Origin of the sequence: Acinetobacter sp. YH12064, assembly GCF_013419735.1 — a bacterium.
GTDB lineage: Bacteria > Pseudomonadota > Gammaproteobacteria > Pseudomonadales > Moraxellaceae > Acinetobacter > Acinetobacter amyesii.
The window spans coordinates 1-15738 of the sequence record NZ_VOZP01000012.1 but is presented as its reverse complement, the minus strand read 5'-3'; the positions used below and the strand labels follow the sequence as shown (position 1 = coordinate 15738).

Below are 15738 nucleotides of genomic sequence, written 5' to 3'. Positions count from 1 at the left end.
AAGTTCAAGTATGGGCTCTGCTCAAATTTTTGGAATCATTATTAACGTTGCAATTTTGCTCGTATTTTTCCGTTTTTTAATGCAGCTTGCTGCCGTGAGTCCATATAACCCTGTGGTTTTGGCAACAGCAAAAGCAACAAAAATTGTCGATATCTTTAGCCGAATTTTCCCAACTTTGGCCAAAGGTCGAGTGAATACCGCAGCATTGGTGTTGGTGGTGATTCTGTATTTGTTAAAAATGTTTGGTTTGATGTATTTGTCAGGTGTGGCGGTGAATAGTCCATTCCATTTGATCATTATGACCTTTGTGACCATGATTCAGGATTTAATCCGTTTCTGTCGTTACTTAATTTTTGCATCGATTATTTTGAGTTGGGTCGTGATGTTTAGTCAGTCACGTTCGCCTTATATTGAAGTGGTTCAAGAGCTGGCAGAACCGCTACTTGCACCATTCCGTCGTATCCTTCCAAATATGGGGATGATTGACTTGTCACCAATTTTTGCGATTTTGGCATTGTTGGTTGCGGAAACCATTATGAAGCAAGTCGCAATTGCATTATTGACTGGTCTTTAATCTGAGCTAAGACGAGTTAAATTAAAAAGGACGCCGAGGCGTCCTTTTTTTGTGGATTTAATATGAGGTGTAAAACAAGATATTTATACTAACTAATAAACATCTCACCTCCATCCAACCTTCCTCCTAGAGGGAGAAAGGCGTAAATGAACGTGAATGAATTAGTGTGCTTCGTCCCAGTTATTACCTTGACCGACTTCCACAATCAGTGGAACGGAAATTTTCAACACAGATTGCATCACTTCAGTCAGTTGGGCAGACAGTTCATCGGCAATTGCAGTATCAACTTCAAACACCAATTCATCGTGTACTTGCAGTAACATTTTGGCTTGATCTTTCGGTAAGATTTTATCGACTGCAATCATGGCCAGTTTAATGATATCCGCCGCAGAACCTTGTAGCGGCGCATTAATCGCTGCGCGTTCAGCGCCTTGTTTCACCATTTTGTTGCTCGCCATAATGTCCGGTGTATACAGACGACGACCTAAAATAGTTTCCACAAAACCTTGTTCACGTGCGACTTGGCGAGTACGTTCCATATATTCCAAAACACCAGGGTAGCGTTGGAAGTATTTACCAATATAGTTACGTGACTCTTCACGAGTGAAACCTAGCTGACGAGTCAAACCAAATTCAGACATACCATAGAGCAGACCGAAGTTCACCGCTTTGGCTTGACGACGTTGGTTGCTAGTCACTTCGTCGAGTGGAATGCCCAAAACTTCTGCCGCAGTACGTTTATGTACATCTTGCCCATGATTGAAGGCATCGACCAATGCATGATCTTGCGAGAAATGCGCCATTAAACGTAATTCGATTTGCGAATAATCGGCTGCCAATAAAATGCGACCTTCAGGTGCAATAAAGGCTTTACGGATTTGACGTCCAATATCTTCACGGACAGGAATGTTCTGTAAGTTTGGATCGGTAGATGACAAACGACCTGTAGCCGTTAAAGCTTGGTGGTAACTGGTATGCACACGATGTGTGTCATTATTCACTTGCTTTAATAGACCGTCGGTATAGGTGCTTTTCAGTTTAGAGAGACCACGATATTCCAAAATTAAATCAGTAATCGGATGATCGATTTTTTCTAACACACTTTCACTGGTGCTGTACTGACCTGTAGAAGTTTTCTTACCGCCTTTTAAACCTAATTTATCAAACAGAATCTCACCCACTTGTTTTGGTGAGCTGACATTGAAGCTTTGACCCGCAAGATCGGTAATTTCTGTTTCTAAATTTTGAATGGTATTGGCAAATTCCACACCGAGTTGGTCGAGAAAGTTCATATCTAGCTCAATGCCGTTTTCTTCCATAGAGGTTAGAACACGAGCAACAGGCATTTCAATATTGTGCAAAATATTGATCAGCTCCGGGTGAGCTTGTAACTTCTTATCGAGTACTTCATATAGACGATAGGTCACATGGGCATCTTCTGCGGCATAATGGGCTGCCGTTTCAAGCTCAATTTGGTTAAAGGTCTTTTGTTTTGCACCTTTGCCGGCCACTTGTTCGAACGTCGTTGTGAGATGACTTAAATACAAACGTGCGACGTCATCCATCCCATGACGTGTAGCCACAGAGTTAAGGACATAAGAGGCCAACATAGTATCGAAATACCAACCTGCCAAATGAATGCCATGATTTTCTAAGACATGTGCATCATATTTGAGATGATGACCAATTTTTTGTACGTCATTATCTTCAAGTAAAGGTTTGAGTTGATTCAAGATCGTGTCGCGATCAAGTTGTTTCGGCGCACCTTCATAATCATGCGCAAGCGGCACGTAATAGGCATCCTGTGCATCTAAAGCTACTGAGAAACCCACAATCTGTGCCACGCGGTAATCGAGGCTTGTGGTTTCAGTATCAAAGGCAAAACGCTTTTCAGTGCTCAGACGTTTAAATAACACATCCCAATCTTCTTGAGTCAATACCGTGTGATAACGTGCTTCACCAAGTAAGTCATCAACACTGGTTTTGTCCGCTTGATCTTCAACTTCAGGTGCATTGGCTACAGTCGCCGTGGTGTTAATGGCTTTGGCTGCTTGTTTGTAGGTTGCACCATTGGGGTTGTTCGGATGATCTAATGACTGCAGTTGGTTACGGAATTCTAGTTCCGTATATAAATCACGCAGTGCTGGAATATTTGGATCGGCAAGTTTCAAATCTTCGTATTTAAGACCCATGTCGAGGTCACAAACAATACTCGCCAGTTGGTGGTCAAGAGCAATCCCTTCGATATTGTCTTTAATGTTTTGACCGACTTTACCTTTAATACTGTCGACATTTTCTAAAATGCCGCCAATCGAGCCGTACTCGGTTAAAAGTTTCGCTGCCGTTTTTGCGCCAACACCGGGTACACCACGGATACCATCAGAGGCATCGCCCATCAGCGTGAGGTAGTCAATGATTTGATTCGGCCACACCCCAAATTTTTCAAAAACACCTTGAACGTCCATAGGTTTGTCTTTGAAGCTGTCTTCTAAAGTGACACGCTCAGTAACGAGCTGTGCCATGTCTTTGTCACCGGTGGAGATCAAAACTTGATGACCGGCTGCTTCAGCGCGCTTGGCTAATGTACCGATAATGTCATCGGCTTCGGCGCCCGGTAGCATGTGCAGGGGAATGCCCAGTGCACGAATTAAAGCGTGAAGATATGGAATTTGTTGTGATAATTCTTCCGGCATCGCAGGACGGTCACCTTTATAGATCGGGGACAATTCATGACGGAAGGTTGGTTCAGGTGTATCGAAAATAACGGCCATGTGCGTCGGTTGGATACGACGCATTAATTTTTGGATGGCAGAAATGGCACCTCGGATTGCATTGGTATGCAAACCGGTTGAAGTGGTTAATGGTGGCAGTGCATGGTAAGCACGAAATAAAAAGTATGAGCCATCGACCAAGACAAATGGTGGCATTGATAATTTCCTAATCCTAAAAACGGTTTTATTGTACGTGATTTTTTGCCCGTACGCTGAGTCTAGATTGTATATGTAACTTACCGAATCACTGATGAATAGTTTTAATCCATCCGTCAGGCTCATGTATCATCAAAACATTCAGGAAAATGACGAAGCAGGTATGCTGAAACAGAATAATGAAATCAAGATGATTTGGTTGATGACGCTGATCTTGGTAGGGATCGGGGCATGGTACTTAGATGTCCGAATCCTGAGTTATATCAGTGGCATCGGTTTTATGCTCAGTGTGATGAATTATGTCGATGATTTACAGCACGGCGCTGATGCACTGAGTTCATCAAAACAACCATTTCAAGTGACATCAAAGGTTCCGTTATATATTGCATCGTTATTAACGGTCGTTGGACTGTTAACAGAATTGGGATACTTGGTTGCGATCGGGATTGGTCTGTGGGTCTATTTTTTTCTGCGTTGGCTGAAACGATTAGAACGTCAGCTGCATCTATTGCAAGGACGTGCGCTTCAGTCGCAATCGGGTCATGTGGCTACTTCAATATCAGCGTCGACAATAGACCGTCCTGAAAATTTTGATTCTGACAATACACCATCTGTACATCCCGCGACGGCAGTTGGTACAGCTAGACATCAGGCATCATTCAATTCAATGCCTTCTAATACACCATCCAAGTCTGCGCCAAATCTATCTAGTCAAATTCAGCAATGGCTTTTCCAAGGCAATCCCGTGTTAAAAGTGGCGGTACTGGTCTTGGTGATTGGCGTGGTGCTCTTACTTAGATTTGCCACAGAGCATTGGCAACTAAGCTTGGCCATGAAACTGCTGATCGTGAGTTTGAGCAGTGCAGGTGTTGTCGGACTGGGTTTTTGGCTGCAAACCAAAAATCGCAGTTTTGCCTTAGCGCTAGAAGGTCTAGGTCTTGCAGCGCTGTTTTTGACTTTATTTTTTGCCTATTACAATGCCGTCATTCCGGGCTTTGGCATAGCTTGTCTACTATATGCTGCACTTATGGCATTGACGATTTGGCTCAGTTTGAAACAACAGTCAGTTGAACTGGCAATCATGGCAATGCTGATCGCCTATCTTGCTCCATTTACCTTGCCTGTTCGTGATGCAACAGCAACGGAATTCATCGCCTATTATCTTGTGATTAATATTGCTGTTGCGGTCATGAGTACATTAAGACCGTGGAAATATCTAAATCAAATCGCTTTTTTGATGACGGTGATTATGGGTGGTGGATATGCTTTTTACCACGGATACACCACCGAACGTCAGATGATGAGCGTGCTGGTTTTAGTCCACGCTGCGATTTTTATCTGGCTAGGTTTTCGTTTTAGCCAGTTATTGGCGAAACAGGATCTTGCGCATTTTCAGCTTAAACCTGCCTTGGATATTGCACTGATTTTTGCTGCACCAGTGCTTGCTTATCTGGCATTGTATTTGATGTATTTTGAGGAAACGGTATGGCAGGCGGGGTGTAGCTTGCTATTCGCAGCGCTTTTTGCCGTACTGTATAGCATCAGTAAACGTAGTGCTGTGATCCCACTGATTGCACAAAGTTATTTGAGTTTGACCTTAATATTCTTGGCATTGATTCCACCGATAGTATTGAAAGAGCAGTGGAGTGTGGTTGGTTGGGCAGTTGAAGGTGCGTTGATATTTATATATGCCCTATACAAGCAGTCCAATATCAGCCGTTATTTAGGCATGGCGCTCTTGGTGATGGCGGGTTGTTCAAGTCTGTATTATTTGGTTCAACTGCCACATTTCCCTGCACAGATGTATTGGGGCGTGTGTTTGAGCTATTTGGCGGCCATTATCGTGACACATGCTATTCCTGCATTTCATAAACAGCTTTCAAGTTCGAGTATTGCCTTTCAATGTGTGCAAATGCTCTCAGCAACCACCATGTTCATCATGTTGCTCTTAGATTGGTTGCAGACTAGCCATCAATTAGCCTTGAGTCTATTGATCGTTAGTGTGGCTTATCTGGTGGTGAATGAAGGCTTGTTAAAACGAAACGCTTCGTGGAGTTGGTCCATCATTAAGTGGACGGGTCTAGTGCCTGTTTATGTGATGGGGCTGTACCAAGTTATTTCAGTGAGTGAGAACGGTCAGTTACTTTGGTATTCAACGATGGCGCAGATTTATTTTGCATTCGCTGGGCTGAGCTTGACGCTGCTTTGGCTACGACCATTACTCGGTGTGCGTGAAGAGAAAGAATGGGTCAGTTTCGGAATTTTGAGCAGCTTGGCGTGGACCAGTCTGACGCTGATACCCAGTATGCCGTATATCAGTGTGGTAATTTTGCCGCTGATATTTTGTGCATGGTGTTATTGGCAAGCGCAGCAACCGGCCTGGAAAATGTTTTGGCAAGCGCGTAGCAGTTTGTTTTTGGCTTTAAGTTGGATCATTAGTTCGCAATTATTTAGTCAGCAGGCCTTTGTGGGATATGTCTTGCCGATACTGAATCCTTTTGATGCAGTGAGTTTGCTGTTGTTAGCGGCTTTTTTATGGATGTTGAATCAACAGTTAAAAGCTGGTTTAGATCGTAGCTTGGCTGCCGTGTTGAGTGTCCTAGGGCTACTTTGGTTAAGTAGCTATGTTGTGCTACGTGCCTTACATATGTATCTGGATACACCTTATAACAGTTTAGATATTTGGAGCGATGCGACCGTTCAACTAAGTTTTACCGTGCTGTGGGTGTTATTGGCTTTAGTGAGTATGCGCTTTGCCACTCAGCGTCAATTACGTTCAGTTTGGCTGCTCGGCGGCAGTATTTTGGTCTTGGTCACTTTGAAATTGGTCTTGCTGGATTTATCTCATGTCGGCACACTCATGCGAGTGATTTCATTTATGGCGGCAGGTTTTGCCATGCTTTTGATTGCCTATATTGCCCCCATGCCGAATGACAAGGTTGAACCATGATGAAATTCTTAAAGGTACGAGATCACTAAGCTATACAGGTCGATGGCTATAAAAGTACATGATAAAACAAACCCTGCACATTTGAAGATATGCAGGGCCTTTCATATCAAGTCGATAGACCATTATTTGAGTTGAGGCTCTCGTTGGATTTCCTGTGTATTGGCATATTGATCGACGTCAGCATCGCTTGCTTGTGTAGAAAGCGGGTGGTCAACAAAACCCATTTTCGGTACAGGAATTTCAATTTTATTTTCGACAAAAGCATTTCGAATCCGTTCCTGCATTTCATCACGGACTTTCAGGAAATTCTCTCTTTGACACCAAATAGCAAAAAGCAGCTCAATGGAAGATTCACGAAAGGCAGTGACGGTCACGGCAGGTTTAGGATCGGCCAAGACCAATGGATATTTACTAACGGCATCTAATAAAACTTCACGGACTTTGATGATGTCTTCATGAAAGTTAATTGCAAGGGTAATAGGAATTCGCCGTATTGGAAACTTAGACAGGTTATGTACAGGTGCCCGAATCAGTTGTTCATTCGGCAAACGGACATAGACATTGTCCTGCGTGAGTAATTTGACCGACAGTAAATCAATCGAGATTACTTCACCTTCAATGGTATGCCCGCGAATCAGTGTCAATTGAATGGTATCACCAACCTCAAAAGACCCTTCACCGATCAAGAACATCCCGCTGATCAGGTTGGATGCGGACGTTTGCGAGGCAAAACCCAGTGCAACCGTTAAAATACCTGCTGCACCCAAGAAGACGCTGAGTTTAAAGCCGGCTTCTTTTAAACTGGCCATCACAAAGATTAAAAAAATGAAATAGAAAATCCCGCGACGCCAAACCAACTGCTGATGGGCATTGAAACGCATACCTACAGTGCGGATAAAGGTGTTTGAGATAAAACGGGCAATCAGAAAGCCGATGACTGCCAGTAAAACAGCCACCAATAATTCCGTCAGCCGATCGGTATTGAGATTGGCGACCATTCCTTTTAGGCTGCTGGTGATTTCTGTCGAAATATTTAAATCTGCCATGGCTTGCCCTTAGAAAAATGAATCAAACATATTGAACAGCACATTGGCTGACTCGCGTGGCGGATGCAGATAAATTACGTCACCCGCTTGTGGCGGTGTACGGTTTTCAATTTTGACCCGCGGCGGTTTGTCATGACCTTCATGGACGACCCGAATTTGTGAAGTCCATAAACGTCCCGTACTTTCACTATAAAATAATGGCAAAGCCGGTACGGGGACATTCATACGGTCAAAACGAATCTGTTGATTACTCACGTTATGAAACTCAATAGGGGTTACTGCACGAAAAGCACGAGGTTTGAGTTGTTTAAGTTCTGTACGACCATCAACTGCTGTGGCATAGCAAATTTCACCCATTCGATGATTCGGACCAAACCAGGTATCTTTTGGTAGAATCACAGGTATGTCAAACAAGGGTTCTCTAAGACCTTCGACAAAACCAGCAATCCAAAGCGGTGTGCTGATATATAGCGTTCCGCGCTGTCCAGCTGGAATATAAATCGGATCGACTGGTTTAATCACCACAGACCGATCGGCCAAACGTGGCATAATTTGAATTTTGTCATGTGTCTGGCGGAACATATAACGTTCCATTTTAATCGGTTGTGGAAAACCAAATTCAGGGTCTTGAATTGGATGCCATTGTTGCTCATAGTCAAACTGAAAGGTCGGGCGATGATATTCCATACGCCACTCTTGCATGCCGCGCGTCACCCGAAACAATAAAGACCCAAACTGCCAACTGCGCGGGTGATTCAGTTCAAATTGATATTCCCCCCACCATTTACGTTTTGGGGATTCCTTTTCAGTCAAATCATTTTCTAATGGCAATGCGTATATCCCTTGTCCTGATAAATCCTAAAAACAGACTTCACGCTGTCAGATGCTTAGAGTACACTCAAAACAACTTTTTTCATCATTATAATGCGTGATGCAAGTACTTAAACAATTACAAATACCATATAGTTTTGCCAAACGTCATGGCGTATTGCTTCGATATGAGGGTGATCAAGCTTTTATTGTGCGTCGTGACAGCACGCCACTGTTGGCTTTACAAGAAGCACGTCGCTTTTTAGGGCATCCTGCACAATATCAATTATGTAGTGAGCAAGAATTTAATCAATTACTCAGTGCAAGCTTTGCCGGAGACACCGGTGAGTCTCAACAAGTTGCAGCGGGTCTGGAAGATCATCCTGATTTACTCAGCCTTGCAGACTCTGTGCCAGAAGCTGAAGATTTGATGGATCAGGAGGATGATGCACCGATTGTACGGTTAATCAATGCCTTATTGTCGGAAGCAATTCGTGTTGGAGCCTCCGATATTCATATCGAATCTTTTGAAAAAAAGCTGTCTGTCCGCTTACGTGTCGATGGTCAGTTACGTGAAATTGTCCAGCCACGTCGTGAACTTGCGCCATTGTTGGTGTCACGGATCAAAGTCATGGCCAAACTCGATATTGCAGAAAAGCGAATTCCACAAGATGGTCGTATTTCACTGCGTTTGGCGGGCCGTGAAGTCGATGTGCGTGTATCAACTTTACCGTCTTCGTATGGTGAGCGTGTGGTGATGCGTTTACTCGATAAACAAGCTGGGCGTTTAAACATGACCCATTTGGGCTTGATGCAGCATGACTATGATCGATTGAAACAACTGGTACATCGTCCGCATGGCATTATTTTGGTTACGGGACCAACGGGTTCGGGTAAAACCACCACCTTATATGCGGCATTGTCTGATCTAAATGATGGTTCAAAAAATATTTTGACTGCGGAAGATCCAATTGAGTATCAACTTGAAGGGATCGGGCAGACACAGGTCAATACCAAAGTGGATATGACCTTTGCTCGTGCATTAAAAGCCATGCTTCGACAAGACCCAGATGTGGTGATGGTCGGGGAGATTCGTGATTTAGAAACTGCTGAAATTGCAGTACAAGCGTCATTAACAGGCCATTTGGTACTTTCAACGCTGCATACCAATACAGCAATCGGTGCAGTGACCCGTCTTAAAGACATGGGGATTGAACCCTTTCTACTGTCAAGCTCACTGATCGGTGTGGTGGCACAGCGTTTGGTTCGAACCTTGTGCCGTCATTGTGCGACTTGGCATGATGCCGATGATTTTGAAAAAGACTTATTTAGGCATCTCGATGCATCGGCCGAATTAAAATTGCCACAACCTAAAGGCTGCGAACAATGCTCGCATACTGGATTTACAGGGCGTACCGCAATTTATGAAATCGTTCCAATTGATGAGCAAACACGTCGCCTCATCCATGGTAATGCTGCTGAGTTTGAGTTAGAAAATCATGTACGTGCAAATGCGGGTTCAATTCGTGATGATGGATTGCGTAAAGTTTTGGCAGGTAAAACCACGATTGAAGAAGTGCTCAGAGTGACGAATGAAGCGGCTGAATAGTAAGTGTGAAATATAAATAAAGCCCCGAAGCCTGTGTAAGGATTCGGGGCTTTGCTTTAGTTAATCTTTTCAAAATGAATTACAGCATCATATGCTTTGTCTGTCAGAGTGAGGTGAGTTTCATCACTGAGTTTCATTTCAATGCTATTACTCTCTTTATATTTCAGAACATCATTATTCACTTCAGCCATACTGGATGAAGCACTAGAAGTGCGCTCAGTATTATTTTTATCGAGCCAAAATTCGTCTTTAATTTGGTAGTCATCGCCTTGTTTGCTAATGGAAAGTTTGCGTAGGCTCTCCGTGTCAGGTGTTTGTTTCCATTCCCCTGAAAAATCAGGCGCAGGTGTTTGGCTACATGCGGCTAAGGCCAAGCTTAGAAAAAGCATCGAAAAGTATGTTTTCATTGTAAAGTCCTGAAAATGATTTTAAATTTTTATGGATGTATAGTTAATTATAGTTTGAATATTAAACATTTTTTAAATTTTATTCATTATTCTTTCTATCGAATGTCTCATGATTTTTTATTTCTAATTGGCTTTGTTGCACAAAGATTTCATAACTATATGATTTTAAAGATTTTGATTATTTTTTGATCCAGAATTAAATTTATTTAAATCAGATGCTTACATATTTATGCAACAAAGCCTTTCTAATTTGAACTAAAAACAGCCCAAAAATATGGGCTGTACAGTCTTTCACTTACCACAAACTGACAATTTTCTTCATCAATTCAGCACGAATGGGCGCGGTTGGGTTACCTGCATTGCGCTGCGTTTCATTTTCATAAAACTTTTGCCAAGTTTGAACCATCTCTAAATTGACATCTTGAGTTTTAAGCTTTTCAACGTCAGCTTTGCTGATATTGGCTAGGCGCGCTGCTGCACCTTCTGAGCCTGTACCCCAACCAATGATGCCTTGACCATAGGCAGGTAAAGACATGTTGTTCGGTGTTGGCGGTAGCGCAAGCCGTTGAATATCTGGATTGACCAAGGATTTAATTTGAGGACGGACTTTTTCAGACAGGGTTAATTCGGCAAAACTTAGTGTGGATGCGCTGAGTAGCAACGTACTGATAAGGAGAGGTTTAAGCATCATAGATCAACAAATGAATGTAAATAAGAATCGTTATATATTTTAGCAAGGTTTTGGCAACTGAATATGAATATTTAAATGTATTGGAAATGGATAAGATTTTATTTTGAGCTCAGCTGTAGATGTGTAGAAGTAAAAAAGCTCAAAGCACTATTTTATAAGAATTAAAACAGTGCTTTGTATAGATAGGTACAAATGGATTTAAGTCAAAACATTTAAAGTGACATTAATATTGTTTCGGGTCGCATTTGAATAGGGGCACACAATATGTGCAGCATCGACCAATTTCTGTGCCTCGCTTGCATCCATACCCTCAAGATGAATATTAAGCGTCACTTCGATACCAAATCCTGTTGGAATAGGGCCGATACCAACATCACCCTCGACGTAGGCAGCAGGGGTAATCGAAATTTTATCTCGGTTAGACACAAATTTCATTGCACCTAAAAAACAGGCTGAATAACCAGCGGCGAAGAGTTGTTCGGGATTTGTACCATTACCTGTACCCCCCATAATTTTCGGCACCGCCAATTGAACATCTAAATGCCCATCGGACGTCGTTGCACGACCATCACGACCACCAGTGGCTTTTGCATGGGCTGTATAAACTGCTTTTTCTAAAGTCATTTTTCTAATCCCTCAGATGATGGTTCAAAATCATATCGTGGGGGATTTTGTTTAAATAATATTCAGTTTTTTTGTAATTTTATACAGAGTGAAAATCAATATTGAACCAAAACACGGTGCTGCATCAGTGGCATTGATGCGCGAATCTGTTGCTGCTCGTCTAAGTCGAAAGGAACTGTGAGTAGTTGAGCGCCTTCTTCTGCGGTGATTGCTAAAATTTGACCGCGGCTGTTGCTTGCTCCAGCATGCCCCCAAGTTTGACGCTTTTCACCATGCCAACCTTGTTGTGCGGCACCTAATACAGCACATTGACTATCCATGGCACGAGCTTGCAGTAACAACTGCCAGTGCATTTCACCCGTGGTATAAGTAAAAGCTGCAGGCGCCGTTAAAATATTTGCACCTTGGCTACGAAGTTTCAAAGCCAGTTCAGGAAAGCGCAAGTCGTAGCACACCATCAGGCCAATATTGCCAAAAGGTGTTGTTGCAACTACGGTTTCAGTACCAGGTTCAAAGAATTTTGATTCTTGATAGCCACCGACAGCGTCACCAACTTGCACATCAAATAAATGAATTTTGTCATAACGTGCTTCGGTACGTTCAGGGCTGATACACAGGCTGACAGTACGGACACGGCCATCTTGAATGATTGAACCATCTGGACGATAAGGGCATGGGAGTGTGCCCGCAACAATCCAAAGTTGATAACGATGTGCGAGTTGTTCTAGTCGCTGCTGAATACTTTCAAATTGCGCCGCGGTTTCGCGTTGTTTACCTGCGGCAAAACAGACAAAATTTTCAGGAAATACAATGAGACTCGCACCTTGAGCCTGACTTTGTTGCATCAATGATTCGATCACTTTGAAGTTATCTTCAATGTCATTTTGAGAATTCATTTGTGCAACGGAAAGTAAAGTCATGCGAAGAGGGTCTCTGCTGTGATTAACCTAAATTAGACATTTTGCTGCTTGGGTTGCTCTAGATTGTCCTGCTCTTTTTGCAGTTGTTTGACCAAAGGCTCAAACATATTTTGGTTGCTATCATTTAGTTTCATCAGCGTTTTGTGTGCATCTAAAACCGTATTCAGCATATTGCTATGGGTAATGTGTTCTTCCATAAGTGCGCGAGTGCATACACTTGGATCACCACAATAATTCAAAATAACAAACACCTGACCTAAACCCATGCTATTGGCAAGCGTTGTGATATCAGAGTTTGTAGACAACATTACCGCTTGGATATGGTGAACTTGTTTGAGCTTCAAACCCAGTTTCGCCAAAATGCCAAGGACAGTACTATCGATAAATGTCGTTTGGGTTAAATCAACGATTGCACCGACGACATTTTGTTGCTGTTCAATTTTGTTTAATAACTTGTCTAGACTAATACAAGATTGGGCACGCACTTCGCCAATAAGCTTAAAAATATGCGTTCCGTTCAAGCTTGCATATTCAACATGACCTGTTGACATATAAATGCCATTTGCAGAGAAGGATAGTAAATTATCCCATAGGGGCACAGCTTACTCAAGTAGCCGAGTATGATCAGAAAGTCGTATTCGGTTTAAGTAGTTGATTTCGTGATTAATTGATTCGACGTAAACTTAGGATGGCAATATCGTCGGCAACATGGTCTGGTGCTTGAAATGATTGATTTTGCAAGTGATAAACCAATTGACCTAGCTGTTCATTCAATCCACCGTCAAAAGGTTCTAGTGCGCCATCCGAGCAAATTACAAAGCGTGAATAACGATTTAAGGTAAATTCAAACTCTTCAACTTCTAGGTCTTCAGTTAAGCCAAGTGGAAAGCTACTGGTATTTAAAATTCGTGCGGGAAGACCGGGTTCAAATAAAATGGCCGGCGGATAATGGCCTGCACTAGACCATTTCAAGACATGCGTATCGAGATTAAGTATTCCCGCAATCATGGTAATGTGCTTTTCAATATTTTCTTGAACCAACATGCCATTGAGCTTTTTGATGAGTTCTCTCGGGGTTTTTGAACGACCGTGGAAAGCAGCCATCCATGAGGTTAGTAAACTACTCGTTACCCCATGACCAGATACATCTGCGAGATAAAACATGATTTCTTTATCGCTGATTTTCCAGTAATCGTACCAATCACCGGATAAATAGGCTGAAGGCTGGAAGAATGTTTCAATTTTATAGTTGTGGAGTTCAATCGGGTTGGGCAGTAAACGTTTTTGCAAATCTGCAGCAGAAGGGAGATCACGGCTATCTTGATTGCGTTTGTATTGCGCATCAATTTTAGTGAGTGCCACCTGAAGGTTAGTTGGGATATGATCCCAAACCCATCCTGCTAAAGCGCCTTGTTGCCACGCTTGAGCCAATGCAGCACCTTCATGCTCAAAAGCAAGCACAATAGTAGGAAGTGTCCATTGGTGATTTAAAAAGTCGGCAACATCAGCAATTGCAATGATCGTTGGATCATACAAGTCTAGATCTTCAATGTTAATCATTTGTACGCTAGGAAGCGCATCAAGTACCTGATCTAAATATGGAATATCACGAGTAGGTTGAATGAAATACATAAAGAATTAGATGAATCCTTCGATAGACAATAAGTGTACTATAGCAAGCTAATGATGGCTGGAGGGAAAAACCACACCAGCCAATTGAAAAATTTTATTTATTCAGTTGTTACCGTGTCGGTATCATCTGAAATGCTATCATCAATGAAATCGGTAGAATCATCAGATGAAACGTCTACTGAATTATCTTCAGATTCATCAATATCGTCATTTTCTTCATCAATAAATAGGTTTTCTTCAGCGATACCTTTTTTCTCAGCAATAGAATAGTTCAGGCGTTGCAAATAAATATCACGAATTTGAGCGTATTTATCGCCTTGCAATACACCTTCGATATCCAGTAATTGAGCGCGAGTATCGATTCCACGTAAAGTTTGCTCAGACCAATACGCCACATCATGACCATCAAGCATATATTTCTGTGGACGTCCTTGACTATCTACAGCAAGCCCCACAGTTTGACGCAATGTGCTTGGACCAAGCACTGGTAAAACAATATAAGGACCAGAAGGAATACCGTAATAACCTAAAGTCGCGCCAAAGTTTTCATCTTCGGTTTCTAAGCCTAGACGACTCGCAGGGTCAGCAAAGCCTAAAGTTGTCAGTGTATTAACAGTAAAACGCCCCAGACTTTTTGCGGCACGTGTCGGTCGACCTTGGATGAGTTGGTTAAATGCATTCCAAGGTTCGCCCAAATTTTTACGGAATAAACGATACGATTCACGTATATCCTTAGGGGTTTTTGCTACATATTGCACAGCAACAGGGCGGGCAATATGGACATCTAAATAATCATTAAATGCGTAAACTTTCCGGTTGATCGGTTGGAAAGGGTCTTTATCTTCTTCTGATTGTGCTGCATTGGCATTTACAGATAATTTTTTTGCAACTTCAGATGACTTGACCATCGCAGCATGCGCAAGTTGTTGTGTTTTTGATTTATTGGCAGCTTCTGAGTCTTGAGCAACAGGTGCTGAAGCCTCGTCATTTGCAAATACAGGTGTTGTTACGACAAGTGACAATAATCCTGCATATAAAAAAGAAGTTTGGCGCATATATAGTCCTGACGCTTTTAGCGCGGCAAAATGTTTGCCGTATAATAAGTAAAAACGTTCAAATAATCTTGATTTATTACTATTAAACCAAATTTGATCAAAATATGAATGAAAAAATGTAATTTGAGCGAAAAATGTGCGCTCAAAATAATTATTTAAAAAAAGGTGTTGCGTTGGATCAGAAATGCTGTAGAATGCACATCCATCGGCGGTGATGAAGATTAAAACTTCTGATAAAACAATAACTTGGTTGAATTGATTAAGTTCGGTTTTATTTGATAAGTTTAAAAATAATTTGAATTACCAGTTGACTCTTTAGAAATAAAGAGTAATATAGCCGACCTAGCTTGCTGGTGACGAACCAACAAGAAGATCATTAAGAGATTATGAAGAACAACTTGTGTGGATTTTTACTGATTGATTGATCGAAATTATTTTCATTGATTGATGGTAGAAATTACTCGAAGTTTATTTGAGCAAATTTTTGTCAGTA

The 15738-nt window shown here is 42.1% G+C and carries 13 protein-coding genes; 3 read left to right on the top strand and 10 right to left on the bottom strand.

The genetic code is table 11. The features are described from left to right. The first annotated feature begins 10 nt into the window (after positions 1 to 10). Entirely contained in the window at positions 11 to 574 is a 564-nt protein-coding gene (locus FTU13_RS12240) for a YggT family protein (protein WP_078189567.1), read from the top strand. 161 nt (positions 575 to 735) lie between these two features. Here FTU13_RS12240 and polA read toward each other — a convergent pair whose 3' ends face one another. Next, on the bottom strand, positions 736 to 3501 hold the full coding sequence (gene polA / locus FTU13_RS12235; protein ID WP_180128486.1) for a DNA polymerase I: 2766 nt from the start codon (positions 3499 to 3501) through the stop codon (positions 736 to 738). A 163-nt stretch (positions 3502 to 3664) separates the two neighbouring features. Between polA and FTU13_RS12230 the strand changes: the two genes are divergently transcribed. After that, positions 3665 to 6451: a DUF2339 domain-containing protein gene (locus FTU13_RS12230; protein ID WP_180128497.1), complete on the top strand. Its 2787-nt coding sequence runs from the start codon at positions 3665 to 3667 to the stop codon at positions 6449 to 6451. Positions 6452 to 6573: 122 nt separating this feature from the next. On the opposite strand, the gene FTU13_RS12225 is transcribed toward FTU13_RS12230, so the two are convergent. Continuing rightward, positions 6574 to 7497, bottom strand: coding sequence for a mechanosensitive ion channel family protein (locus FTU13_RS12225; RefSeq protein ID WP_180005042.1), 924 nt, complete (start codon positions 7495 to 7497; stop codon positions 6574 to 6576). Between the two features lie 9 nt (positions 7498 to 7506). Further along, complete coding sequence (locus tag FTU13_RS12220) at positions 7507 to 8328, bottom strand: hypothetical protein (RefSeq protein WP_078192622.1); 822 nt, start codon at positions 8326 to 8328, stop codon at positions 7507 to 7509. Positions 8329 to 8428: 100 nt separating this feature from the next. On the opposite strand from FTU13_RS12220, the gene gspE reads away from it, so the two are divergent. After that, positions 8429 to 9916: a type II secretion system ATPase GspE gene (gene gspE / locus FTU13_RS12215; RefSeq protein ID WP_180128487.1), complete on the top strand. Its 1488-nt coding sequence runs from the start codon at positions 8429 to 8431 to the stop codon at positions 9914 to 9916. A 56-nt stretch (positions 9917 to 9972) separates the two neighbouring features. Here the strand turns inward: gspE and FTU13_RS12210 are convergent, their stop codons facing one another. The 7 genes from FTU13_RS12210 to FTU13_RS12180 all read right to left on the bottom strand — a co-directional run bounded on the left by FTU13_RS12210 (position 9973) and on the right by FTU13_RS12180 (position 15245). Further along, entirely contained in the window at positions 9973 to 10323 is a 351-nt protein-coding gene (locus tag FTU13_RS12210; protein ID WP_180128488.1) for a hypothetical protein, read from the bottom strand. Positions 10324 to 10618: 295 nt separating this feature from the next. Next, the gene (locus FTU13_RS12205) at positions 10619 to 11011 is read right to left on the bottom strand and encodes a DUF4951 domain-containing protein (RefSeq protein WP_180128489.1); all 393 of its coding nucleotides are present in this window, start codon (positions 11009 to 11011) and stop codon (positions 10619 to 10621) included. A gap of 201 nt (positions 11012 to 11212) precedes the next feature. Beyond that, on the bottom strand, positions 11213 to 11638 hold the full coding sequence (locus tag FTU13_RS12200) for an organic hydroperoxide resistance protein (RefSeq protein WP_111884709.1): 426 nt from the start codon (positions 11636 to 11638) through the stop codon (positions 11213 to 11215). 95 nt (positions 11639 to 11733) lie between these two features. Continuing rightward, positions 11734 to 12558 (bottom strand): carbon-nitrogen hydrolase family protein, encoded by an 825-nt coding sequence (locus tag FTU13_RS12195; RefSeq protein ID WP_180011795.1) that lies wholly within the window; start codon positions 12556 to 12558, stop codon positions 11734 to 11736. 32 nt (positions 12559 to 12590) lie between these two features. After that, complete coding sequence (gene gigB, locus FTU13_RS12190; protein ID WP_078189558.1) at positions 12591 to 13109, bottom strand: anti-anti-sigma factor GigB; 519 nt, start codon at positions 13107 to 13109, stop codon at positions 12591 to 12593. Between the two features lie 112 nt (positions 13110 to 13221). Beyond that, positions 13222 to 14190 (bottom strand): RsbU family protein phosphatase GigA, encoded by a 969-nt coding sequence (gene gigA / locus FTU13_RS12185; protein ID WP_078192616.1) that lies wholly within the window; start codon positions 14188 to 14190, stop codon positions 13222 to 13224. Positions 14191 to 14288: 98 nt separating this feature from the next. Next, positions 14289 to 15245 (bottom strand): VacJ family lipoprotein, encoded by a 957-nt coding sequence (locus FTU13_RS12180; protein WP_180128490.1) that lies wholly within the window; start codon positions 15243 to 15245, stop codon positions 14289 to 14291. Positions 15246 to 15738 lie beyond the last annotated feature (493 nt).

What these genes read in the sequence shown, in the direction of transcription:
- FTU13_RS12210 (WP_180128488.1), bottom strand. Translation starts at nt 10,323, where the DNA reads ATGAAAACATACTTTTCGATGCTTTTTCTAAGCTTGGCCTTAGCCGCA.
- FTU13_RS12225 (WP_180005042.1), bottom strand. Translation starts at nt 7,497, where the DNA reads ATGGCAGATTTAAATATTTCGACAGAAATCACCAGCAGCCTAAAAGGA.
- FTU13_RS12205 (WP_180128489.1), bottom strand. Translation starts at nt 11,011, where the DNA reads ATGCTTAAACCTCTCCTTATCAGTACGTTGCTACTCAGCGCATCCACA.
- FTU13_RS12200 (WP_111884709.1), bottom strand. Translation starts at nt 11,638, where the DNA reads ATGACTTTAGAAAAAGCAGTTTATACAGCCCATGCAAAAGCCACTGGT.
- polA (WP_180128486.1), bottom strand. Translation starts at nt 3,501, where the DNA reads ATGCCACCATTTGTCTTGGTCGATGGCTCATACTTTTTATTTCGTGCT.
- gspE (WP_180128487.1), top strand. Translation starts at nt 8,429, where the DNA reads ATGCAAGTACTTAAACAATTACAAATACCATATAGTTTTGCCAAACGT.
- gigB (WP_078189558.1), bottom strand. Translation starts at nt 13,109, where the DNA reads ATGTCAACAGGTCATGTTGAATATGCAAGCTTGAACGGAACGCATATT.
- FTU13_RS12240 (WP_078189567.1), top strand. Translation starts at nt 11, where the DNA reads ATGGGCTCTGCTCAAATTTTTGGAATCATTATTAACGTTGCAATTTTG.
- FTU13_RS12195 (WP_180011795.1), bottom strand. Translation starts at nt 12,558, where the DNA reads ATGACTTTACTTTCCGTTGCACAAATGAATTCTCAAAATGACATTGAA.
- gigA (WP_078192616.1), bottom strand. Translation starts at nt 14,190, where the DNA reads ATGTATTTCATTCAACCTACTCGTGATATTCCATATTTAGATCAGGTA.
- FTU13_RS12230 (WP_180128497.1), top strand. Translation starts at nt 3,665, where the DNA reads ATGCTGAAACAGAATAATGAAATCAAGATGATTTGGTTGATGACGCTG.
- FTU13_RS12180 (WP_180128490.1), bottom strand. Translation starts at nt 15,245, where the DNA reads ATGCGCCAAACTTCTTTTTTATATGCAGGATTATTGTCACTTGTCGTA.